This is a genomic window from Pseudoflavonifractor sp. BSD2780061688st1 E11 (assembly GCF_005844125.1).
GTDB lineage: Bacteria > Bacillota > Clostridia > Lachnospirales > Lachnospiraceae > Sellimonas > Sellimonas catena.
In genome coordinates, this window is sequence record NZ_SPHM01000028.1 from 26,876 (window position 1) to 48,906 (window position 22,031).

The 22,031-nt window shown below is 41.3% G+C and carries 24 protein-coding genes and 2 pseudogenes; 23 read left to right on the forward strand and 3 right to left on the reverse strand.

What is annotated here, in order from left to right; genetic code table 11:
• The first annotated feature begins 17 nt into the window (after positions 1-17).
• The 12 genes from FGQ85_RS18595 (at position 18) to FGQ85_RS12585 (ending at position 12,285) form a co-directional block, all read left to right on the forward strand.
• Entirely contained in the window at positions 18-878 is an 861-nt protein-coding gene (locus FGQ85_RS18595) for a contact-dependent growth inhibition system immunity protein (RefSeq protein WP_007884653.1), read from the forward strand.
• Positions 879-895: 17 nt separating this feature from the next.
• The gene (locus tag FGQ85_RS12535; protein WP_007884654.1) at positions 896-1,522 is read left to right on the forward strand and encodes a hypothetical protein; all 627 of its coding nucleotides are present in this window, start codon (positions 896-898) and stop codon (positions 1,520-1,522) included.
• 327 nt (positions 1,523-1,849) lie between these two features.
• Positions 1,850-2,284: a hypothetical protein gene (locus tag FGQ85_RS12540; RefSeq protein WP_007886453.1), complete on the forward strand. Its 435-nt coding sequence runs from the start codon at positions 1,850-1,852 to the stop codon at positions 2,282-2,284.
• A 534-nt stretch (positions 2,285-2,818) separates the two neighbouring features.
• On the forward strand, positions 2,819-4,786 hold the full coding sequence (locus tag FGQ85_RS12545; protein WP_110102393.1) for an ATP-dependent DNA helicase: 1,968 nt from the start codon (positions 2,819-2,821) through the stop codon (positions 4,784-4,786).
• Positions 4,787-4,941: 155 nt separating this feature from the next.
• Complete coding sequence (locus FGQ85_RS12550; RefSeq protein WP_006426957.1) at positions 4,942-6,066, forward strand: tyrosine-type recombinase/integrase; 1,125 nt, start codon at positions 4,942-4,944, stop codon at positions 6,064-6,066.
• A 28-nt stretch (positions 6,067-6,094) separates the two neighbouring features.
• Entirely contained in the window at positions 6,095-7,825 is a 1,731-nt protein-coding gene (locus FGQ85_RS12555) for a tyrosine-type recombinase/integrase (RefSeq protein ID WP_007886448.1), read from the forward strand.
• Positions 7,815-9,314 carry a tyrosine-type recombinase/integrase gene (locus tag FGQ85_RS12560; protein ID WP_006426955.1) on the forward strand — a complete coding sequence of 500 codons (1,500 nt, stop codon included), beginning with the start codon at positions 7,815-7,817 and terminating at the stop codon, positions 9,312-9,314. The genes FGQ85_RS12555 and FGQ85_RS12560 overlap by 11 nt, the downstream gene beginning before the upstream one ends.
• On the forward strand, positions 9,289-9,672 hold the full coding sequence (locus FGQ85_RS12565) for a DUF6262 family protein (protein WP_015513361.1): 384 nt from the start codon (positions 9,289-9,291) through the stop codon (positions 9,670-9,672). The genes FGQ85_RS12560 and FGQ85_RS12565 overlap by 26 nt, the downstream gene beginning before the upstream one ends.
• A 140-nt stretch (positions 9,673-9,812) precedes the next feature.
• Complete coding sequence (locus FGQ85_RS12570) at positions 9,813-10,556, forward strand: hypothetical protein (RefSeq protein WP_006426953.1); 744 nt, start codon at positions 9,813-9,815, stop codon at positions 10,554-10,556.
• A gap of 87 nt (positions 10,557-10,643) precedes the next feature.
• Positions 10,644-10,871 carry a flavodoxin gene (locus FGQ85_RS12575; RefSeq protein WP_347563098.1) on the forward strand — a complete coding sequence of 76 codons (228 nt, stop codon included), beginning with the start codon at positions 10,644-10,646 and terminating at the stop codon, positions 10,869-10,871.
• A 75-nt stretch (positions 10,872-10,946) separates the two neighbouring features.
• The gene (locus FGQ85_RS12580; protein WP_138373599.1) at positions 10,947-11,384 is read left to right on the forward strand and encodes a hypothetical protein; all 438 of its coding nucleotides are present in this window, start codon (positions 10,947-10,949) and stop codon (positions 11,382-11,384) included.
• Positions 11,385-11,475: 91 nt separating this feature from the next.
• On the forward strand, positions 11,476-12,285 hold the full coding sequence (locus tag FGQ85_RS12585; protein ID WP_138373600.1) for a class I SAM-dependent methyltransferase: 810 nt from the start codon (positions 11,476-11,478) through the stop codon (positions 12,283-12,285).
• A gap of 173 nt (positions 12,286-12,458) precedes the next feature.
• Here FGQ85_RS12585 and FGQ85_RS18410 read toward each other — a convergent pair whose 3' ends face one another.
• Entirely contained in the window at positions 12,459-12,698 is a 240-nt protein-coding gene (locus FGQ85_RS18410; protein ID WP_162607699.1) for a hypothetical protein, read from the reverse strand.
• 303 nt (positions 12,699-13,001) lie between these two features.
• On the opposite strand from FGQ85_RS18410, the gene FGQ85_RS12595 reads away from it, so the two are divergent.
• The 11 genes and pseudogenes from FGQ85_RS12595 to FGQ85_RS12645 all read left to right on the forward strand — a co-directional run bounded on the left by FGQ85_RS12595 (position 13,002) and on the right by FGQ85_RS12645 (position 19,752).
• Positions 13,002-13,622 carry a GNAT family N-acetyltransferase gene (locus tag FGQ85_RS12595; RefSeq protein WP_138373601.1) on the forward strand — a complete coding sequence of 207 codons (621 nt, stop codon included), beginning with the start codon at positions 13,002-13,004 and terminating at the stop codon, positions 13,620-13,622.
• A 13-nt stretch (positions 13,623-13,635) separates the two neighbouring features.
• Positions 13,636-14,340: an L-2-amino-thiazoline-4-carboxylic acid hydrolase gene (locus FGQ85_RS12600; protein ID WP_022789868.1), complete on the forward strand. Its 705-nt coding sequence runs from the start codon at positions 13,636-13,638 to the stop codon at positions 14,338-14,340.
• Positions 14,328-15,200 (forward strand): acyl-CoA thioester hydrolase/BAAT C-terminal domain-containing protein, encoded by an 873-nt coding sequence (locus FGQ85_RS12605; RefSeq protein ID WP_022789869.1) that lies wholly within the window; start codon positions 14,328-14,330, stop codon positions 15,198-15,200. Before FGQ85_RS12600 ends, FGQ85_RS12605 begins: the two co-directional genes overlap by 13 nt.
• 125 nt (positions 15,201-15,325) lie before the next feature.
• Positions 15,326-15,688, forward strand: coding sequence for a hypothetical protein (locus FGQ85_RS12610; protein ID WP_202879148.1), 363 nt, complete (start codon positions 15,326-15,328; stop codon positions 15,686-15,688).
• 104 nt (positions 15,689-15,792) lie between these two features.
• Positions 15,793-16,200, forward strand: a complete 408-nt coding sequence (locus FGQ85_RS12615) for a hypothetical protein (protein WP_138373602.1) — start codon at positions 15,793-15,795, stop codon at positions 16,198-16,200.
• A 13-nt stretch (positions 16,201-16,213) separates the two neighbouring features.
• Complete coding sequence (locus FGQ85_RS12620; RefSeq protein ID WP_343215514.1) at positions 16,214-16,651, forward strand: tyrosine-type recombinase/integrase; 438 nt, start codon at positions 16,214-16,216, stop codon at positions 16,649-16,651.
• Positions 16,641-17,243, forward strand: coding sequence for a hypothetical protein (locus tag FGQ85_RS12625; RefSeq protein ID WP_138373603.1), 603 nt, complete (start codon positions 16,641-16,643; stop codon positions 17,241-17,243). Before FGQ85_RS12620 ends, FGQ85_RS12625 begins: the two co-directional genes overlap by 11 nt.
• Positions 17,244-17,248: 5 nt before the next feature.
• The gene (locus FGQ85_RS12630) at positions 17,249-17,632 is read left to right on the forward strand and encodes a DUF6262 family protein (RefSeq protein WP_138373604.1); all 384 of its coding nucleotides are present in this window, start codon (positions 17,249-17,251) and stop codon (positions 17,630-17,632) included.
• A gap of 250 nt (positions 17,633-17,882) precedes the next feature.
• Positions 17,883-18,116, forward strand: a pseudogene (locus FGQ85_RS12635) (hypothetical protein); the annotation flags it as partial.
• A 23-nt stretch (positions 18,117-18,139) separates the two neighbouring features.
• A complete protein-coding gene (locus tag FGQ85_RS12640) occupies positions 18,140-18,673 on the forward strand; it encodes a flavodoxin family protein (RefSeq protein ID WP_138373605.1) in 534 nt (177 codons plus the stop codon).
• A gap of 32 nt (positions 18,674-18,705) precedes the next feature.
• Positions 18,706-19,752 carry an aldo/keto reductase gene (locus FGQ85_RS12645; RefSeq protein WP_138373606.1) on the forward strand — a complete coding sequence of 349 codons (1,047 nt, stop codon included), beginning with the start codon at positions 18,706-18,708 and terminating at the stop codon, positions 19,750-19,752.
• Between the two features lie 85 nt (positions 19,753-19,837).
• On the opposite strand, the pseudogene FGQ85_RS12650 reads toward FGQ85_RS12645, so the two are convergent.
• Positions 19,838-20,032 (reverse strand): annotated as a pseudogene (locus FGQ85_RS12650) (cyclophilin-like fold protein); the annotation flags it as partial.
• 363 nt (positions 20,033-20,395) lie between these two features.
• Positions 20,396-21,802 (reverse strand): IS200/IS605 family transposase, encoded by a 1,407-nt coding sequence (gene tnpA / locus FGQ85_RS12655; RefSeq protein ID WP_138373607.1) that lies wholly within the window; start codon positions 21,800-21,802, stop codon positions 20,396-20,398.
• Positions 21,803-22,031: the final 229 nt, after the last annotated feature.

Below are 22,031 nucleotides of genomic sequence, written 5' to 3' on the forward strand. Positions count from 1 at the left end.
GAGAGGAGAAAACGGATATGATTTCTGTATATTATAATCAAAAATATGGTTTCTTAATTGTGCCTAATGCCATTGAAAGGTTTATGGGATGTTATATTTCTATCGAACCTACAATTGAAATTATGGCTGAAGAAACAATAGATAAGATAGGCTGTGCAATTAGAAAAGGAATAAAAATTGCAGAAAGTTCCCCAAAAGTAGACGAATCTCAATTAAACAATTTTTGGAAACAAACAAAATATAAAAGTTTTCCAACATTTTCCAAGAATTATCAAAGAATTGATTTGAAACAAAATGGAGATGAATTAGAAATTAGAAGATGGGAACGGAATAATAGAGGGGGATATTCGCGAAAAACGGAAGAAAAAGATTATATTAATTTTATAGAAATGTCGGATTATGAATTGGGCTTGTTTATAAAAAAAATGTTTGAACCATGTGAAATTAGAATTGATGAAACAGAAAGATTTGAAACATTAGAGGGGAAAATAATTAGTTATTCGATTCCAAATGAGCATTATAAAAATATTGGTGATGGTCATACAGATTCTTATATGACATATAGAAATGAAGATTATGATAAGTTGTATATTTCTTTTTTGATAGGTGATGGAACTGATTGTACAGATGAAGTAAGCATAAAAAATCATTACAAAAAAATATACAAGCAAATGTCGAATATTAAATTTGAAAGTAAATGTAATAAAAAATATGTACATTTTTTAACAGAAAATGGAGAAGTATTGCTGAGTTTTATTGATAATGGTTATGTGGAGTTTTTTATGTGCATTCCATATAATATTGAAAGAAAAGTTCAAAAGGAGTCAATAGAACAGTATTTAAAAATGTTATTTTCGATAAAAATTGAAGATAAATAAAGCGTGAAGGAGAGAATATGCAAAAGAAGAATTGTGTTTTGTGCATAAGTATAGGAATTATAGTATGTATATTGTTATCAGCTTGCTCCAGACAACCAGACTTTGATGCCAAATCCTACGTCCAAAGTTCTCTTGATGCACACTATCATGGAGAATATAAGGACTATGCGAATCTGTTAGAAATCTCGGAAAAAGATGCCAAGAAAGAAATCGAAGAGGATTTTAATGAGAGTATCCAACAGCAATTTGATGATTCCGATAACATTACGGATAAAGGAATTGCTGATTATGCGGAAAAACTGACAGAAGTAAAGAAACTGGCAAAATACAAAGTACAAGATGTGAAAGAAGAGGATGGAGTCTATACAGTAAGTGTACAAGTTGAACCATCCAATGTATTTCAGACATTGCAACAAAGCTCTACAGAGGTAAGCAATGAAAAAATAAAGCAGGGATTGGATGGAAATGATCCGGAAGTCTTTGCAGCTGTATTAACAGAAAGTGTCCAGAAGAGTCTTGAAAAGAACAGATATGGAAAAGCTGTTACTGTAAACGTATCCGTGGAAAAAGATAACTCAGGAAAATATGGTCTTTTGGATACAGAGATGAATAAGTTGGAAGCAGCGATGTTCCCAACAGAATAAGAATGAATGGAAAGCTATCAGAGGAAAAAAACTGGTAGCTTTCTTTTAAACTCCAAGACAAGAAAACTTGTTAAAAAAGCTATTGTAATAGTAGAAAAATTATAATAAATAATGGATGACAAGAGTCTTTTATTCATTATGAGAAAAAGAAGGAATCTCCTATGAACCAACAAGAAATATTCACGTAAGATGGAAAAAAGTGCTGTAATCGAAGAGGTTGCAGCATTTTTTTCTTCGACATTTTTCGAACATTATAACGTACCTATCCGGTCACCGCCATGCTCCGATTTGATTTCTATATCAAAAATCAGATCGGAGGAAAGATAAATGGCTTATAACAAGACAAGTGAAGAACGAAAGTGGAATTATTGGAAAGAACAGGAAGAAAAGAAATTGCGTGAACTGGGAATGGAAGAAGAGAAGATCCAAAAGCTGCGCCAGATGGACAGGGAAGACTTTCTGGAAGAGCGCAGATACCGGGAACATCTGGATGAAACGATGCAGGATATGGATTCCATAAAAGAAAAGGACAGCGAGCTGTTTGCAAGGGATGTAAAGGAGCTTCTGGATCACATAGGTGATAAGCGAATCTATGAACTATTGAAAGAAACGGAGCATCAGACACTGGAAATCCTCTTACTCAGTACATGGGGATATTCTGGAAGAGAAGTTGCTAAGATTATGGGAATGGCAGAACAGACGATTTATACCAAAAGAAACCGTTTGAGAAAAAAATTAAAAAATTTATCAAAAATTGAATAATTATGGCGTTTTTCGTCGGCTATTTAATAGGCAGGTAAATTTTGCCAGTGTACTTTGACAACCTCATACCAGCATTACAGGTACGTTCCCGTAAGTAGAAGCGTGGCAGGAAGACGCGAGGACAGATGAAAAGGGCATGGAAGAAATTAGACCAGAAAGTGAGAGGCAGAGTTCTTTTGTGGCGTTTTCGTTTCGAGCGAATCATCTTTAACTGAAACAGGACCGTGGCGGTCTTTTGCGAGGATCACTTACGAGGGGATAATGATACATAGGAACTGCCAGTGAGCAGAGGATGGACTTTGGGTTGTAATCAGCAAGACTTTTAGAAAATCCGTGAGCGGTGCAATGCCAAGCATCCGCCTGTAATGTTCCCGTAAGGCAATGGGGGAGTCGAGGACAAATACAACGCCAAAAATCAAAAGTATAAGAAATCAAGGAAGAATGTGTCGTTGATATCAGATACATACGGCTGTAGGGAGAAATCCTTTACAGCCGTATTGATGTGATATCAGCACGCATATCAGGTAACAAATTATGTATTACACAAGAGAATATCTCAATAGAGCGCATCGAGAAATTGATACTATTTTCCGAGTGCTGTTCCCGGAACATGGAATGGCAGTAAGGGAAGAACAGATTATGTTATGCCACAAAATGCTGGATAACCTGCTGGGAAGAAACATAGCACTGTGTGACGCGGGTGTCGGTATCGGCAAGACGTATGCCTATCTGGTGGCCTGTGTTCTGATGAGAAAATATTCCCTCCTTGCAGAAGGATGTTCCCCTTATGAGCAGCGTCCGGTCGTGATATCCACTTCCAGCATTGCACTCCAGAAAGCAATTCTTACAGAATATATCCCTTTTCTCTCCCGGATTCTTCAGGAGAACGGGACGATTCAGGCCCCTATTAAAGCTGTGATACGAAAAGGGAAAGAGCATTTTGTCTGCGATGAGAGGTTGGAGCACCGAATCGTTGCAATCGAAGAAAAAAACAAAAATGCGTTGCAGAAAGAAGCTCTGCTGTCGTTGAAAGAACATTATGATATGGACGAAGTGTCCAACTTAAGTGGGTTTGACAGAAGGATGGTGAGTGTACCGAAGTTCTGTTCGGGAGACTGCCCGAAAAGAGGCTCATGCAGGTATCAGCAGTATCTGGAGCGTTCCAGAGATCATGAAATGTTCATTCAGATCTGTAATCACAATTATCTGCTGGCTGATGGTTATCACAGGCTGCAGGATTACCGCCCGTTATTAAAAGACTACCGAGCATTGATTGTCGATGAAGCACATAAGCTGCCGGATGCGGCAAAGCAGATGTTTGGGAAGAGCCTCTGTTATGACGATATCCGAGAAATCTGCTTTTATCTTGGGAATGAGTACCAAGGCCCGGAGATAAGAAAACTGTCCGGGACGATCCGGATGGTGCTGGACATCATAGGAGAAAACCACAGAACCAGATATGGGATAAAAGAAGAATTCCACATGACAGAAGAGTGTGCAATGTATTTATATGAGGGGATACAGACCATGAATAAGATCATAGAAAAATTAGAAAAGAAGATTCCAAAGTGGATCAGAAACAAGCTGGAAGAAACCAAAAGTGTGCTGGAATGCTTTTTCCATCAGGATAAGAAGTATGTGCTGCATCTGAAGCAGGACCATGACCACCGGATTATATTGTGTGCATCCAGCAGACGGATTCCACAGTATCTGGACCAGATGTTATGGAGCAGAGGAATGGGAGCGATTCTGACAAGCGGAACTTTAAAAACCGGACAGGGATTTTCCCACATTCGGAAAATGACAGGATTACAGAGAGTGCGGAGAGTCCGGGAATATGTGGCAGACTCCCCGTTTGAATATCAGAAGAACTGTCTGTTATATCTGCCAAAGAATTTGAAGACATGCAGAAGAGAAAGTCAGGAAGAGGCAGAGATGATAGCAGACCATATCCATTCACTGATCTGTTCGACTTACGGGCATACGCTAGTGCTGTTTACATCTTATCATTTGATGGGAAACGTTTACCAGATGTTAAGGGATGAAATTCCGTTCCCGATGATAGAGGTGTGGAGACATTCACCGGAAGAGATCACAAGATTTAAACAGATGGACAATGCTGTCCTTTTTGCAGCCGGCTCCTGTTGGGAAGGAGTAGACTTCCCTGGAGATATGGTATCTTCGCTGATTATAGTAAAACTGCCCTTTGCTGTTCCTGATCCCATCAGTGAAGCACAGAAGAAGGAATATGCCAGCCTGAAAGATTATATTCAGGCAGTGATTGTTCCAGACATGCAGAAAAAACTAAGACAGGGATTCGGACGTGCTCTCCGCACCGAGACAGATACTTGTGTCGTGTCCATTTTAGACGAGCGTGCAGGAGAAGGTGGCAGGTATCATGAGGAAGTAATGTGTGCGCTTCCGAGCTGCAAGATGGCAAAAGATATCAAGGATGTCCAGCACTTTATTCGAAACCGGAAAGGCGTGGAATACTACCTGTAACCGTTCGTGGTTCTGCTACAGAAAAAGCAGATTTTGCACGAAAAGTTTGGTGGTATTTCAAGGGCGTTTTCGGTGGGATTGTTGGTATTGATGAATAGCTATTTCGGCATGAAGTGGGTATACTGTGTATAGCGTTAGAGGAAAGGAGGCAGCTTATGATATACAAGGTGGAAACGATAAAAGATGGAACAGAAAAATATTTTTTCATCAGAAATCTGGAAACAATGAGTATTGAAGAACTGCCAAGTAAATATCTAATGCATAAGATTAAATGTAAACGTTCACCAAATACAGTGAAACGCACAGCATTTTCAATCTGCTATTATATGAAATATATGGCAGAGAAAGAAATGGAACTCACAGAAGTCTATCAGTTAGATTATGAAAAACAGACAGAACACTTTGTGGAATTTTTATACTGGCTTAAAGCCGGAAACCATACAGAGCAAACGGCTGGAGAAAAGAAGTGTCCGAATGAAGGAACCTGCAACGCATACTTAAAAGATGTGTTCAGGTTCTATTTATTTATAGAGGCAGAATATGAACAGTACGGAAGTCTCAAAACCTTATCGTATAACCAGATTATAGCGGTTAATCAGGTGGGAGTAAAAAAGGTACTGCGGAATCATTCTTTTAAAGCCTATCTGAAGGAAGAGGAACATCGTGGGAGAACAGCAAAAGAAAATCAGATTATTACAATTTTACAGGCCTGTACGAACCGAAGAGATCAGCTTCTGTTACTTATGTTAGCAGAAACCGGATACAGAATTGGGGAACTACTGGGAGTAAAATATGTCAAAGATATTGATTATAGGAATCACATGATAAGGGTATGCTTCCGGGAAGATAATGAAAATGAAGCGAGAGCCAAAAATGCGGAATACAGAAGTGCCAAGATAAGTAATGATACGTTTGAATTTCTCATGGATTATCTGGCAAAATATCGGAAAATCCTGCAACATCAGGATTACCTGTTTGTGAATATCATGGGTGAGAACATTGGAAAGCCATTAAGAGTGGACAGTGTATATGATATGTTGGACCGAATGGAAAAGAAAACCGGAGTTAAAATCACACCCCACATGTTACGTCACTATTTTGCAAATATGCGAAAGCAGGCAGGATGGGAACTGGAAATGATCAGTCAGGCATTGGGGCATAAACATTTGGATACGACTATAAAGTATCTGGACTGGCTGGATGATGAACTGATAGAAGCAAGTAATGAGTTTTATGCACAACACACTGCTATTTATGGGGCGGAACGTCTGCTGGAGTAGGGAGGTGTGAGAAATACCTATATATTTATTGCAACAGGCAGAACACATAACAGAATCTGAAGTAGATATTGAGAAGAAAAAGCAGGAACTATATTCAGAAATTGATGCACTTGGAATAAAAAGCGATTCAAGAATTAACAAATTGAAAAAGTTCTTGGCAGATAGAAAAATCTGGCATCTGGAAGAAATGGATTATCCTTTGCGAAATTCGTATGAACAATATTTAAGAGGACAGATACGATCACAAATTGTATCTTTCTATTTGAAAATATATGATACGGTAAAACAACAACATATCTATCAACAAATGCAGACGCTAAATGGAAAGCGGATATATGAATGGAAATATCAAAATAAAATTTATTTTCTGAAGTATTATCCGGAAAAGGAAATAGCTGAGACCTTTGAAACTTCTTATAAAACAAACCTATTGGTGTGGGATTTTACACAAAATTGTTCAGAAGTTTTAAAGAAACAAATTTTTTATACGTTGAGTCGTATCATTGCCAATACTTCAATGTCTAAGGCTTATAGAAATGTCAGGTTAAAATCCTTAAAACTTCTTTATGATTCTTGTGTTCAGTTAAATATTACGGATATTGGATTGCTGGAAATGGAACAAGTGGAAACTATTTTAAAGAATTTTCCCGAAACGAGTCAACGAAGTATTTTAGGTGAATGCAGAAGAGATGCGTTTATGCAGCAGGAACAGATCCAATGGGAAGCAAATGTATGGTATCTGGAACGATTACATCTTGGAAAACATCGGATAGACGAAAGTAAATCCTTAATTAGCATTTCTTTTATGGAAGTCAAGGAAATACAGAATCGAGAAATTTTACAGGCATACATGAAATATGAACTGGGAATTACTGGACAGGCAGTCAGCACGATTGTACGAAGATTTGTATGTATTAGAAATTTTATTGAACTGCTGGAACAAGAAAAGATACTGGCGATTCATGCAACTGTCGCAGAAGTAAAAAAGTATGCAGACGGCTTGCGAGAACGGGGAATACAGGCAAAGGGATTTAATGAAAGAATTTTCGGTATCGGTCATTTTTATAAATTCATGGAAGTTAAACAGTATATTACAAGAATGCCATTCCGAATTGAATATTTCCAACAAAAAGAAGTAATAGTACATCATGATCGTAGCGTTGAGGAAACAGTATATATGGAAATTTTGAAAAAATTATATCTTTTTCCAGAGCGATTACGATGTATGTTCCTACATCTGTGGTGTCTAGGATTACGGGCGAGTGAAGTGTGTACATTGAAAGGAAATGCTTATTATCAGCAGGGCGAGGATTATTGGATTCAGGTGTATCAGGTCAAAATGAAGAATTATAAAAGGATTCCAATCCCACAGGCACTTTATCAGATTATGAAAGTATACTTGAAAAAACATGAAATTCAGCCTGAAGAATTCATTTTTAAAAACAGCAGAGGTGGTGCTTGTCTATATGGTACATTCCGAACTCAGATGATAGAAGCGTGCCGGGAAAATAAGATTGCAAATGGAGAATATTTATTTCAATCACACGATTATCGACATACAGTAGCAACTATGTTTTATGACAGTCATGTATCACTGCAAAGTATCAGGGATTATCTTGGACATACTTATGAAGAGATGACAAGACAGTATATTGATTATATGCCGCAAAGGATTGCAAAAGCAAATGATGAGTTCTTTGAAATGCAAGGAAGTAGTTTAGCATCATGGCTAAAGAAAGAGGAAAAAGATGGAAAATGATATTATATACTTCAGCGATTTCCCCAATTTACAAGAAACAGGGACACGTAAGGATAATGGAAAATTTGATTTAACGTTGCTTCCAACGCAAGAATTAAAGGAAGAGTTTCGAGGTTATATTATGTATCGCTGCAAAAACGGAACGTTTAGAGCATTGATTCAGGATCGAACAGCTTATAATCATATTGCAAAGTTTTTGAACAGCAGAATAAATCGGAGAATCAAAAGCCTTGGAGATAGAAATCCAGAAAAATGGATATCACTTTTAAAAGGCTGGATGTTAGAACAGGGAATAACTATTGTAAAAGAAAAGAAGAGTGTGTATGGTACAGTAAGCTATGGCGAAGCAGTGACGATATTATATTTCAGAAACGTACTGAAATTTTTAGGGCCAGAAGATTTACGGGATGAGATAGAAAAAGATGTTTGGGAACTAAAAAATCTGGATATTAAAATCAGATCCAATCCAATTTATAATGTAAAAACACTGGATTTCAGAAAAATATATCAGCCAGATATCAGGGAAGAATGTAAGAAAGCTGTTTATATGAATCTGCAGTATGAAGCAATAGGAACTGTACAGGGAGAATTGACAATAATGAGGATATTCTCAGAATATCTCCAAAAAGAGTATTCCAAAATAAAAAGCTGCAGTGAAATAGACAGAGAAGTGTTGGAAGAATTTTTGATACATCTGTCAACAAAAGATACTTCCCATAGTGCGAATAGTTCTTATGTAATTTCATTAAGACGACAGTTAGAGACAATCGGAAAAATTTACAGCTATGAAAGATTGGAGCATTTATTTATTAATACGGATATTCCACCGGAAGTAAATGCAGAATTTAGAGTGTATTCTGATGATGAAATGAAACGACTGAATGCGGAAATTACACAGATGGATGTACAGATTGCAAGATGTCTTCTGATACATCAGATGCTTGGAACTAGGATATCAGATACCCTTACACTGAGACCAGATTGTCTGACGAGAGAAAATGGCCAAGATATGATTGAAATATATCAAGTTAAAACTAAAAGATATAAAAAACCGATCAGTAAAGAACTTGCAAAACTGTTACAGAGTTCTATTGAATATACACAGGAAAAGTTCGGTGATACAGAATACATATTTGTTAATGAAAAAGAACCTGACCGCCCGATGCAGTATATGGCTATAAAAACAAAAGTCATGTCCATGATACAGGAAAAGCAGTTGAAAGATGATCATGGCGAATTATTCGGGTTTGGAACGCACATGTTCCGGCACTACTATGGCGTCAAACTTACAGAAATGCATCTGGATGACTGGACGATAGCGAGACTATTGGGGCATAAAAGACTGAATAATGTACAGCATTACCGGAAAATGAGCAATCAAAGAATGGCAGACGAAACCAGAGAAGTAAGACAGAGGATGAGTGACATCATATATATGAGTCTGGCAAGATGGGGTGAAGAATATGAGCAAATACGACAAGATGATTGAGGAAAATCAGAGAAAAAGTAAAGAGAAAATTGAACTGGCATTGCAAGCAATACAAGATATGCTGGCAAATAAAGAACGTATCAGCGTTCCAAAGCTGATGAAGAAAACTGGATTGTCGAGAGGATTCTTTTATAAAAATCCAACCGTCCGGGATACATTGAACCAAGCAGTAGAGCAACAGGCCGGAATGATAGATCCAAGAAGAGAAATTCTGAACATGGCGATGGAAAAACAGATTGAACTGTTGAACCAGAAGGTGGCAGCTCTGAGCAGAGAAAATAAGGAACTGAAGAGAAAGAACGAAAAGTTACAGAAGGCATTACGGAAACAGGATTTGAATTTTATTAAGAACTTATAACATTGAAAATAATAAGATGGAAGAGATGTGTGCAGACACATCTTTTCATCGTTGAGGATAAAATATATAGAATGAGAATGGGATTGTTTTATGGTATACTAAAAGTGAAATGCTAACTTTGATATGAGGTATAAAACAATATGACAGAAATACAAATTAAAAATTTAATTAAAGAATATGAAAAAGAATATATTGAGTTTATGGAAATTGAGAAATTACCACAGTATAAGATAGATTTTTTTGAAATTAATGTTGAGGAAAGCGATGCAGCAGGATTCGCTTCAGCCGCCCAAGCTTACTATAATACGAAAACAGATGAACATATATTAAGGATATGCAAAAGTTCGGAAATACCAAGGTATATTGTGTTTCATGAATTTACGCATATTTTAGATACGGAAATGTATGCAAAGCAAGATTCTTGGAAATATATGGCTTTGTCTGGTTATACAGAATATCATGCAGCACAAGTTGAATTGATGATAATGTTAGGAGCAGATAGTATACAAACTCAAGATTTTTCATTTACAGTTGATGTTGAAATAGGTAATAGTACAGTTAGGAATTACCTAAACTCAAGACATCAATTAGTAGTGAATATGATGAATAGAACAGATTTTCCAAGAGATATTGAAGCATTAAAAACAACGGTAGGTGTGCTATATAATTATTTTGGAGTGCGTTCTATATGTAAAATGTATGCGAAAGATTATACTGAAGAAGTGGATAACACAATTATTATTCAGAAACTTTCAAAAGTATTATTTGAAGAGATAAATAGCTTTATGGTTGGATGGTTTAATGAAGCACAAGTAGAGCTGAGCTTTGTGTCATATATGAAAATAATGTGGCCTATGCTTCAAAGCTATTTTGGAAAAGAATGAAAGATAGTAACAGTAAACACAGTTTTGTATACAGTTAAACCCAGTAAAATCAACGCATGAGGGGAACTGGCTACATTTTAGTTCCCCGTGTGGTGGGGGATTGCGGCATGGCCTGTAAATACTTTTGTAGAAGCCAATGATTTCACAGGAAAGACCGTCATTCCCTTCTGCACATCAGCAAGTTCTGGTTTGGGTGACAGCGGTGAACTGCTGGCAGAGCTGGCTGGAACCGGAGATTGGCAGGAAGGTATGAGATTCAGCTCCAGTGTTTCAGATGAAGATGTGGCGGTCTGGGTGGAAAGTCTGGAACAGTAAAATAAGGCCCAGAAGTTTCAACGAATGACGCGGTGCTTTGGCAGGTTCCTATGAATAAGAAGGAGGATTTCAGACATGCAGGATACAGAGGCAGAAAAGAAAGAAATCAAACGCCGCTTCCAGCTCTGGATCAGACCGTCCACCCTGGAGCTGGCGGATACTCTCTATAAAAAAGACAACTGTGACAGCAAGAGCGAATTCATCGAAAAGGCCGTGTTGTTTTATGCCGGATATCTTTCCGCAGAGGACAACAAAACCTATCTCCCTAATATCGTCACCTCCACGTTGAAAAGCATTGTAGCGGAGAGTGATCACCGGCAGAACCGGATGATTTTCAAGCTGGCCGTGGAGCTGGCGGTCATGATGAATGTGGTCGCAGCGAATAACAACATCGATCCGGTGTTACTGGAACGCCTGCGGGGAGAATGTGTCAAGGAAGTCAAAAGGCTGAATGGCTCCTTCTCTTTTGATGATGCGGTGAGCTGGCAGAAAGGATGGGAAGAAAACGAGTAGCAATTGAAAACGAATTGCAATCCCCGGTTCCTCTTGATATAATAATGGTTAGATATTACTAACTCATTTGCATATAGGAGGATAGATAGCCATGTCCGAATTTGGTATAGTAGAAGATACAATGTTTATTCCTATGGTGGGAAGGATTTACGCCAGCGAAAAGTTTCCGGGTATTTTATATGATAAAAAAGCACTTTCATTAAAAGAAAAGCTGCCATCCGCACTGTTGGAAACAGGAAATCAAAGTCAATACACGCTACTGGCTTCTGCATCCCGTTCCGCTAATATGGATCGGCATATCCAGAACTTCCTGAAACGTAAGCCGGATGGTGTTGTCATACAGTTGGGCTGCGGACTGGAGACAACATATGATCGCAATGACAATGGGCAAACCCAATGGTATGCTGTAGACCTTCCGAATGTAATCGAATACCGGCGCAGTTTGCTCCCGGAACCTGAGAAGGAAACTTATCTTTCAGGGGATGCTTTTTCAGACGAATGGCTCAGGCAGATCCGAAGGAACATGCCTGATACGCCTCTTCTGGTTACTGCAGGAGGTTTGTTCCATTACTTTCAAGAGGAAAAAGTTTTTGGCCTTCTGCAGATGCTGGAAGGTTTCGGGAATATAGAGCTTGTGTTTGATACGGTAAATAAAAGCGGCATGAAAATGTTGCAGAAGAAATATATGAAGCAGATGGGACATGAAAATGCCCGAATGTTTTTTTATGTGAATTCGGCTGAAGATCTGGTTACCACACTAGGTAGAGGTGTCAAAGTATTGGCGGATGAACCATATTACAAGTTTATCAAACGAGATGGATTAAAAATCATTACAAAAATCAGTATGGATATTTCAGATCGATTTGGAATGCTCAAAATGATCCATCTGGAGTGGAGGTAATGTAAATATGGTGGTCATGATAGAAAGTCTGATTGGTATCTTATTATTCACAATCCTGATTGTGTCGCCGACGCTGAAAAATCCCCTTGCCTCAGTGGGAGATTATCCCCGGCCATAAGGGAGAAATGTATGGAATTAGGATTAATCGAAAAAAGAGAACAACGTTTCCCAGGTCAGATATCATCTAGAAAGGAATCGCCCTGCTTGCTTTTGTGTTCATCTTCGCTGTTATCCTGAAACAGTTTAATGGAGCGGATACATTCTGGAAAGGGGTTCGGGATTCCTACATGATCTGGCTGATCATTGATTGGTATGATGCTCTTGTACTCGATAGCATCTGGTTTTGCCATTCGAAAAAAGTCAGGATACCAGGCACAGAGGATATGGAAGAATATAAGGATTACTGTTTTCATATTAAGCAGTCCTGTATTGGTATGCTTCTTGGCTTGCCCGCCTGTCTTGCAGTGGGAGTGATTACAGCAATCCTCTGATCAGCCATCAAATGATATAAAACAGAATATGATTCGCATTCAGTAGGAAATCTCTTACTATGTCTCCTGCTCTTCCTTTACTCTAAAATGGAAGGAGGTTTCTCATGACCCGCCATGTCACTATCAAATGATTAACAGGTAAAAAATGAATTGCAATCCTGCATGTCTCCTGATATAATAATAGTTAGCTATCACTAACCTATTTGCGCATAGGAGGGTACATCCATGTTTACTGTTCGTCCATATAAGGAAGAAGATGCTGCGGCCTGCGGGGATTGCTTCTACGAAGGATTCTTTTCATGCTCTGTGGATCAGAACGATAAAATACTTTTGCGTGACTACGCACAGATCCTGATTGAAAAATGCAATTTCACCTATGTTGCGGAAACGGAGGATCATCAGGTCGTAGGATTCATCTGTGGAAAATATGATAAGCGTTTCAGCAAGGCTCTGGCAGCTCAGTATGAGACAAAAAAGCACTATGGCCGTTGGTGTAAAATGTTCCTCAAGTTCTATCTGAAAAGATATAAAATGTCAGCACCATTCCAGAAGCAGTTTGATGCCTTTTTCCGTCAGCTACAGGAAAGGGATAAGGAAACCGTTGGGAAATGCGATCTGGAACTCGTTGCCCTTTCGTCCAAAAGGAATTACAGAAAGGGGTTGGGAACCGCATTGGTCACACAATTTTTGAATCGGGCAAAAGCTGATGGAGCAGATCGTGTGCGGCTTTTTACGAACACTCTTGCATCGTGGGAGTTTTATGAAAAACGTGGATTTAAGAAAGTGGCAGAGAAGCCCTTTCAGGATGGCTCCGGCAATCAGTCCCTCGTTTATGAGTACGTTTGAGGAGGAATAGAATATGAAAAACACCATCTGTGAAAAACTGATGTGGTCAGCGATGACACCTGCTATTTTCAAATATATCGCAGCCAATTGCAAAAATACGGATACATTCAGGGTGAAGAAGAAATCGCGTAAAAACTTTAAAGATATGTTGGCGAGGACACCCGACATAGGCGGTTTTACGAAAAATCCTCTGCGAATCTGTCTTTCCGGCGGAATTGTCTGGATGGCAGTTTATAAGGCAATGGATGGGGCGATGAGCCATGAGCAGTTCGGGGAAATGGTGACAGCCACGATGCAGGCGTCGCTCATTAAAAAAGCTTTCGGGAGTAAAAATCCATTTGATATGGAATATCAAAAAAAGAAAGTCAAGAAGGACAGAATTGCAAATGCCATATCCGACAGCGAATTCAACTGGATGACGGAGACGATTCCCGGAAGGGATGCAGACGAATACACCATCAACTATCACAGGTGCGGCCTGTGTGCGCTTGGAAAACAGGAGCATTTGGAAGAACTGATACCCTATATGTGTGCCATGGATTTTATTTCTGCTGATCTCATGGGCGGCGTGTTATACAGGACAGGTACACTTGCAGAGGGCGCAGAAAAGTGTGATTTCTATGTTTGCAAAAAGGACTCTAAATGGGATAAAGAAAGAAAATACGGACAGCAATCCAAGCTGCAAAAACAGGGAGAGTTGGGAAAGTGGAATATGTGACGGTTGCACAGGAGGGCTTCTATGGACTTTATCATGTCCCTGTTAAGGATCATGATCCCAAAAAGGTCGTCATCGTAGTAGGCGGCAGCGAAGGGAATGAAAATATCCCGATGAATGTGGGTGCTATGTTTGCCAGGTGCGGCATCGCCGCGTTAGGTATTTGTTACTGGAACGTAGACGGGCTGCCGAAAGAACTGGTTCGGGTGCCTGTCGATCCATTTGAAAAAGCGATCCTGTGGCTGAAAAACAAAGGATATGAAAAGATTATCATGTATGGCATTTCAAAAGGCGCTGAACTGGTATTGCTTTGCGCTTCTCTTATGCCGGATATCTGCGGCGTTGTTGCCCTCTCCCCGATCCACTGTATATGGGGAGGCATGTACGGGAATAAAAGCATGGCATCGAAAACTTTTTCATCTGCCTCCGAATTCACATACAGGGGAAAAGATTTTCCGTGTATGACAGCGCATCTGAAATATGGGCCGGCAATCCGGAACCTCATCCTCCATCAGCAGTTCGAGTTATCCTACATCTACGAAGAACCGCTGAAACATTTTGATGAGGATACAGCCATTCATGTGGAGAACATTCAGGGAAACATTTTATTTATTTACGCAAAGGAAGATCTCATGTGGCCCAGCAAAGAGGCAGTGGCATATATGGTAAACCGCCTGGAAAAACACCGGTTTGCTTTCCGGGTGGATGTCTTGGAATATGAAAAAGCAAGCCACATTCTTGTTCCATTAAATCCATCTAAGCTGAAAATGTTTAAAATTGAGAGACAATATCCGGAAGATTGCAGGCGCAGCCGTGAAGACGCTTTCCATAAAACGATAAAATGGATATCGGAGGTAAAGTGAATATGGCGGTCATGATAGAAAGTCTGATTGGTATCTTATTATTCACAGTTCTGATTGTGTCACTGACGCTGAAAAATCCCCTTACCTCAGTGGGAGATTATCCCCCGGCCATACGGGAGAAATGTATGGAATTAGGATTGATCGAAAAAAGAGAACAACGCTTTACCAGGGCAGATATCCTCCGAAAGGGGATCGCCCTGCTTGCTTTTGTGTTCATCTTCGCTGTTGTCCTGAAACAGTTTAATGGAGCGGATACATTCTGGAAAGGGTTTCGGGATTCCTACCTGATCTGGCTGATCATTGATTGGTATGACGCTCTGATACTTGATTGCATCTGGTTTTGCCATTCGAAAAAAGTCAGGATACCAGGCACAGAGGATATGGAAGAATATAAGGACTATCGTTTTCATATCAGGCAGTCCTGTATTGGTATGCTTCTTGGCCTGCCCGCCTGTCTTGCAGTGGGAGCGATTACAGCAATCCTCTGATCAGCCATCAAATGATATAAAACAGAATATGATTCGCATCCGGCAGGAAATCTCTTTCGAGGTCTCCTGCTTTTTCTTTACTCTAAAACGGAAGGAGGTTCCCCATGGCCCGTCTGGTCACCAAATTTAAGTACCTGAAGCCGGATCAGGAAAAGCCCATCGGCGGGTATGCCACCTACATCGCCACCCGTGAAGATGTGGAGAAGATCGATGAGTCTTTCAAGCTGGCTCCGGCAACAGTGAAACAGCAAAAGCTCATTGAAAAAATCCTGCGGGATTTTCCGGATAGCGCTGCGATGCTGGAGTATGAGGACTACCAGAGAGAAAAGACTATGGGTACCGCTTCTGAATTTATCACCCGTGCCATTGAGGACAATGCCCATGAGATCCTGAACCAGAAAACCTATGCTGACTACATTGGAACTCGGCCCGGTGCGGAGCGATTCGGCAGCCATGGGCTGTTCACGGATGATGGTGTCCAGGTAAAGCTGAAAGAGGTATCCCAACCATGATACCTGGATTCAGGTGTATCAGGTAAAGATGAAGAATTATAAGCGGATTCCCATAGCGGAGGGCCTGTATAAGATCATGGAAGTTTATATCAAAACCCACCAGATCGGGCCGGATGACTACCTGTTTACGAACAAAAACGGCGGCCCTTACCGGAGCATGACTTTCCGTCATCAGATGAAAAAGTTCTGCGAAGACCATGAGATTGACGGCGGGGATTACCTGTTCCAGTCCCATGATTACCGCCACACAGTGGCGACGATGCTTTATGACAATGGCGTATCCATACAGGGAGTACGGGATTACCTGGGACATGATTATCTGGAAATGACAGAACAGTATATAGACTACATGCCCAAAAAGATCGCAAAAGAGAATATGGGATTTTTCCAAAAGCCGGAACATAATCTGGCGGCTGGTTTGAGAAAGAAAGGAGGCAGAGATGGAAAATAGACTGTACTATTGGAAACTGGCATGCTATGAAACCTCCGGGAATCTGCCGAAAAGAGCTATTGGAAAAAGCAATTTCATTGACCTTTCCCTTCTTCCAAAAGAAACTATGCGGGAAGAATACAGACGCTACTTCCTGTACAGAGGCGGTCAGGTATCGCTGAACACTATCTGTCATGAAAAGGCATATTACCATCAGGTGTGCAAAGCCCTTCAACTGCGAAAAAACATACCTGACAGTTTCCTCGGCTGGCAGCCATCCAAATGGATCGAACTATTAAAGATATGGATGCTGCAGAACGGCATCCCGCTTTATGAAGAAAAAGAATCGGTATATGGTACGAGAAACCGGGCGGATGCAAAGGTGATTCAGCACCTGAAACGCTTCCTGCGGTTCATCCAGCCGGAGGATATGCGGCCGGAACGGGACAAGGATATATGGGATCTGAAAAAACTGGATATCCCTATTAAAGAAAATCCGATTTATAAAACGGAAACACTGGATTTTACCGGAATCCTGCAGGAAGGTCTGAGAGAGGAAGTAAAACAGGCAATTGACCAGAATCCTACTGGCAAATTTAGATGGATGGGGTGAAGAATATGAACAAATACGACAGGATGATTGAAATGAACCGGGAACGAAGCGATGAAAAGATTGCTGCGGCGAAACTGGCAATCCGCAAACTGTTAGATCAGGGAGAGAGGGTATCGGTTCCGCAGCTCGTAAAGATGACAGGAGCTTCCAGAGGATTCTTCTATAAGAATCCCATTGTGAGGGCCGAAATTGACCTGGCTATGGAACAGCAGGCCGGAACCATCAATCCACGCAGAGGTATCCTGGACAAAGCAATGGAAGGACGGATCGATCTCCTTCAGGAAGAAATTTTCCGGCTCCGGCAGGAAAATCAGGCGCTCCGTGATGAAAACCAAAGACTTCAGAAAATCATTAGCAAGAAAAGCCGGAGTGAATTCCGAAGCTTGTAAATAACAAAATATAGGAAAATACATAGAGACAGTGGATCAAGCAGCCGCTGTCTCTTGCCATTCATAAAACGTATGGTAAACAATTAAACATAGGTATTTGTATAAACAGGTGAGCCAGAGTACAATGTAAATAGGAAAGGTCGGAGCAATATGCTACTAAAAAAGAACAGAAAACACACTTGTGTAAGCCGTTAAGCCCAGTGTTTTCAAGGGCTGGAGAGGACGGGCTACATTTTAATACCCGAACTGGTGGTACGGCGTACCGATGGCACTTCTGACATTTCTGGAAGAAAACGATCTGTCCGGAAAACAGGTGTATCTGTTCTGCTCCCACGGAACCGGAGGGCTTGCAGACAGCGTAGAGATTATTTCGGAAGCCGTTCCGGAAGCGGAAATTTCGGATGATATTTTTGACTGTTACGAAGAAGATGCCTCATCTTCTCAGGAGGAGATTCAAAGCTGGGCAGCCGGACTTGGCTATTAAAAAAGAGAATGGAGGAAACACAGATGAAGATTGTTGTACTGGAAGGAAGCCCGAATAAGAACGGATCATCCAACATGCTGGCAGAGCAGTTTATCAAAGGCGCTCTGGAAACCGGGCATCAGGTGGAGGTGATCGATGCAGCACGTGCAAAGATCCATCCTTGTACCGGATGCATTCACTGCGGTTATGACGGACCGTGTATTCAAAAGGATGAAATGGAGCAGATCCGGGAAAGCATTCTCGGAGCAGATATGATGGTATTCGTCACACCGCTTTATTATTACGGCATGTCGGCACAATTAAAAATACTGATCGACCGTTTCTGTGCATTTAACGGAAGCATCCAGAGAAAACAAATGAAATCAGCAGTGATCTCAGCGGCATGGAACAGCGACAGCTGGACCTTTGATGCATTGAAAGCACATTATGACACGCTGGTACGCTACCTGAATCTGGAAGATCTGGGGGCCGTTTACGGGAAAGGATGCGGAACGCCGTCCATGACAGCGCGGTCCAAATATATGAAACTGGCATATGATCTTGGACGATCCATATAAGGATATTTAATATGAATGAGGAGGAATCAGTCATGAAATATACGAAATTAGGAAATTCTGATCTGCAGGTGTCACGCATCTGCATGGGCTGTATGGGATTCGGTGATGCAAAGAACGGACAGCACAGCTGGACTCTGGACGAGGAGCACTCCAGAGAAATTATAAAAAAAGGACTGGATCTGGGTGTGAATTTTTATGATACTGCGATCGGCTATCAAAGCGGAACAAGTGAACAGTACGTGGGACGGGCGCTGAAAGATTTCGCGAAGCGGGACGAGGTCGTCGTGGCAACGAAATTTCTCCCGCGGACAGAGGAAGAAATCGCCCAGGGAATTACCGGGCAGCAGCACATTGAACGGATGATCAACACCAGTCTTTCCAATCTGGGTATGGATTATGTCGATCTGTATATTTACCATATGTGGGATTATCAGACACCTCTTTATGATATTATGGACGGGCTGAACCGCATTGCGAAGGCAGGAAAAGCACGTTATATCGGCATTTCCAACTGCTTCGCATGGCAGCTTGCCAAGGCAAACGCACTGGCGGAAAAAGAAGGATTTGCAAAATTTGTATCAATTCAGGGACATTATAATCTGATTTTCCGTGAGGAAGAAAGAGAAATGGCAAAGCTCTGCGAGGAGGACAATATCGCCATGACACCGTACAGCGCGCTGGCAGGCGGAAGGCTCTCCAAACATCCGGGCGAGACCTCAAAACGTCTGGAAGAAGACAGCTATGCAAGGCTGAAATATGATGCTACCTCCGCTCAGGACGCAGTCATCATTGACCGTGTGGCAGAACTTGCAGATAAAAGAGGGGTCAGCATGACGGAAGTTTCTTTGGCCTGGCTTTTAACGAAAGTAACTGCTCCAGTTGTCGGCGCAACGAAACTCCACCACATTGAAGGGGCCGCAAAAGCAGTAGATCTGGTGCTTGCAGAAGAAGAAATCAACTGGCTGGAAGAACCTTATGTACCGCACCGCCTGGTCGGTGTGATGGCGCAGAATACAAAGTCTGCGGCAAAAGAAAGCCATGTATGGTCTACAGGTAATCAGGAGATCGAGACAGAATAGAAAAATTACAAATTTTTTTACGGACAAAGGAGCCGCTGCATCAGTTGCAGCGGCTCTTATAAAATTGGGCGTTCTCTCTTTCCGGTCATTCCGTGCCGGAACCGGATTCTGCTTCCTGTCCATCCTGCGTACCGGCAGTAATTTCCAGTGTTCCGCTCATACTTTCGATCAGCTCTTCGCCGGAAACAGACTGGCCAAGTTCATACAGACCACCTGCGGCCCCAAAGTCATCATAAAACATAACGACATCGCCCCACGGCTCATAGTAAGCAAGGGTACCGGCACCTGCATCCGCTAGCGGAGTACCTGAGGTGTGAACTACTCACGACTAAAGTCGCGAGCTTCCGATACAGTTTGAACCGACGTTTTTAAGTGACGGCTCACTTGTAAAGGTATTTCCTGCTTCATTTGCCTGATGCCTGCCTTTTGGGCGGGTCTTATTCTGGCTCTCTGTACCGGACTTCCGGAAACAGTCTGCGCTATACGCAGTGCAGGCTTTGTGGGCTTTCCACGGCTCCCACGGTTCCCCGAGGTACCACGATCTTTGTTTACGGGTTACAGAATTTATCGACAGCAACTTTGTTAGCCACATATAGTTTACAGGTGTTCATTTCTAAGGTACAAATTCGGTATTTTTTCTCTCTTACACGGTAACAATGATTCCATTCTTTTGCAGCAGCCGGATTCCTTCGGCGAGGATATTATTTTTTGCATTCACATCCCTGTTATGGTAAGTGCCACATTTTGGGCACTTCCATGAACGGATCACAAGGTCTTTTACCACTGTATTTTGAAATCCGCAACGGGAACAGGTCTGGCTGGATGGAAACCAGCGGCTTACCTGTATGAAATGTTTTCCCTGACGTTCCATCTTATACTTTACCATTGTCAGGAACTGCCCCCAGGAAGCAGAAGATATCTCCTTCGCAAGGCGTCGGTTTTTGACCATCCCACGGATGTTCAAGTCCTCACAGCAGAATACACTGCATCTGTCTACAATCCGGCGACTCAGTTTATGCTGGAAATCTTTCCGCTGGTTTGCAATTTTCCGGTGCTCCGCAGCTACTTTTTGTTTGGCTTTCTCCCAGTTTTTAGAGCCGGTGTGGGTTTCCTTGTCATACTTCTTTCTGGACAGGGATTTCTGCAGGCGACGCAGACGCTTTTCATGGATACGGATCCACCGTGGGTTCGGTATCTCTTTTTCCCAATCTTCGCCGCCGATAATAGCAAATAGCTTGATTCCCATATCTGCAGCCATGATATCACGAACCGACATTTGATTCAGCTGCACTGGGGATTCTACAACTGTTTCCAATTGTAAGGATGCGGTATAACGATCCCCTTTCTTTTTCACTGCAACGGAAAGGATGGATGTCCCATGCGGCACCAGGGTTTGAATGGTCTGCTTTTTCGGCAGGATAAACCGTACCAAGCCGACTTTCGGCAGCTTGATATATGGCAGTCCGTCATGCTCTTCCAGGCGGATATTGTTACCTGTCCACTTTGTAGTATAGGTATTCCCTGACGGCTTCCATTTAGAAGCAAATTTAGGGAACGCGGCCCGACCTTCAAAGAAGTTTTTGTATGCCGTGTCCACATGCTCTATGGCGGATTCCAGGGCAAATTTATCAGAAAGAGTCAAAAAACTATACTGTTCCTTTAGTTTTGGGAAGTATTTCTTTTTATAGACATCCACGGGTAAAGTTTTCCTGGTTTCTTTGTAATAAGCGATACGGTCATTCAGATATTGATTGCGCATAAAACGTGCGTTCCCAATTTGCTGCGCAAAGCCGGCTCTCTGGCTGTCGTCCGGGATCAGCTCCATCACAAGGAGGTGAATATGGTCAGGCATGACCTCCATGGCAAGACATTCCATCTGCAGTTGTTCCATAGTTTCCAAAAGGTGCCGTTTTGTTTCAGCTGCAACCATCCCGACAAGTACGGGTTTCCGGTATTTTGTCACCCAAACAATATGATATTGTAAAAGATACACGTATCCACTACCATGTGTAACGTTGGTATGTTCTGCAAAAATATAGTTTTTATCCATATTTAAAGTATACCATATACAGGTAAAAAAGAACAAACGTTCTGCTTGATTTGATTTAAAAAAGGACGGCTTACTCACGACTAAAGTCACGAGTGTGCACCGTCTATTTCATCAAATACCTATATATAATGCTTTGCCATAGCTTGCACGAAGGTTAATTGAAAAATTAATTGCAACATAGGTTGTTGCAGTTAGAATTACAAGGCATATGGGCCATGAAGTTGCAGTT

What these genes read in the sequence shown, in the direction of transcription:
- FGQ85_RS12630 (WP_138373604.1), top strand. Translation starts at nt 17,249, where the DNA reads ATGAACAAATACGACAGGATGATTGAAATGAACCGGGAACGAAGCGAT.
- FGQ85_RS12615 (WP_138373602.1), top strand. Translation starts at nt 15,793, where the DNA reads ATGGCCCGTCTGGTCACCAAATTTAAGTACCTGAAGCCGGATCAGGAA.
- FGQ85_RS12540 (WP_007886453.1), top strand. Translation starts at nt 1,850, where the DNA reads ATGGCTTATAACAAGACAAGTGAAGAACGAAAGTGGAATTATTGGAAA.
- FGQ85_RS12535 (WP_007884654.1), top strand. Translation starts at nt 896, where the DNA reads ATGCAAAAGAAGAATTGTGTTTTGTGCATAAGTATAGGAATTATAGTA.
- FGQ85_RS12570 (WP_006426953.1), top strand. Translation starts at nt 9,813, where the DNA reads ATGACAGAAATACAAATTAAAAATTTAATTAAAGAATATGAAAAAGAA.
- FGQ85_RS12580 (WP_138373599.1), top strand. Translation starts at nt 10,947, where the DNA reads ATGCAGGATACAGAGGCAGAAAAGAAAGAAATCAAACGCCGCTTCCAG.
- FGQ85_RS12625 (WP_138373603.1), top strand. Translation starts at nt 16,641, where the DNA reads ATGGAAAATAGACTGTACTATTGGAAACTGGCATGCTATGAAACCTCC.
- FGQ85_RS12600 (WP_022789868.1), top strand. Translation starts at nt 13,636, where the DNA reads ATGAAAAACACCATCTGTGAAAAACTGATGTGGTCAGCGATGACACCT.
- FGQ85_RS12585 (WP_138373600.1), top strand. Translation starts at nt 11,476, where the DNA reads ATGTCCGAATTTGGTATAGTAGAAGATACAATGTTTATTCCTATGGTG.
- FGQ85_RS18410 (WP_162607699.1), bottom strand. Translation starts at nt 12,698, where the DNA reads ATGAAAACAGTAATCCTTATATTCTTCCATATCCTCTGTGCCTGGTAT.
- FGQ85_RS18595 (WP_007884653.1), top strand. Translation starts at nt 18, where the DNA reads ATGATTTCTGTATATTATAATCAAAAATATGGTTTCTTAATTGTGCCT.
- FGQ85_RS12550 (WP_006426957.1), top strand. Translation starts at nt 4,942, where the DNA reads ATGATATACAAGGTGGAAACGATAAAAGATGGAACAGAAAAATATTTT.
- FGQ85_RS12565 (WP_015513361.1), top strand. Translation starts at nt 9,289, where the DNA reads ATGAGCAAATACGACAAGATGATTGAGGAAAATCAGAGAAAAAGTAAA.
- FGQ85_RS12595 (WP_138373601.1), top strand. Translation starts at nt 13,002, where the DNA reads ATGTTTACTGTTCGTCCATATAAGGAAGAAGATGCTGCGGCCTGCGGG.
- FGQ85_RS12640 (WP_138373605.1), top strand. Translation starts at nt 18,140, where the DNA reads ATGAAGATTGTTGTACTGGAAGGAAGCCCGAATAAGAACGGATCATCC.
- FGQ85_RS12610 (WP_202879148.1), top strand. Translation starts at nt 15,326, where the DNA reads ATGGAATTAGGATTGATCGAAAAAAGAGAACAACGCTTTACCAGGGCA.
- FGQ85_RS12560 (WP_006426955.1), top strand. Translation starts at nt 7,815, where the DNA reads ATGGAAAATGATATTATATACTTCAGCGATTTCCCCAATTTACAAGAA.
- tnpA (WP_138373607.1), bottom strand. Translation starts at nt 21,802, where the DNA reads ATGGATAAAAACTATATTTTTGCAGAACATACCAACGTTACACATGGT.
- FGQ85_RS12645 (WP_138373606.1), top strand. Translation starts at nt 18,706, where the DNA reads ATGAAATATACGAAATTAGGAAATTCTGATCTGCAGGTGTCACGCATC.
- FGQ85_RS12545 (WP_110102393.1), top strand. Translation starts at nt 2,819, where the DNA reads ATGTATTACACAAGAGAATATCTCAATAGAGCGCATCGAGAAATTGAT.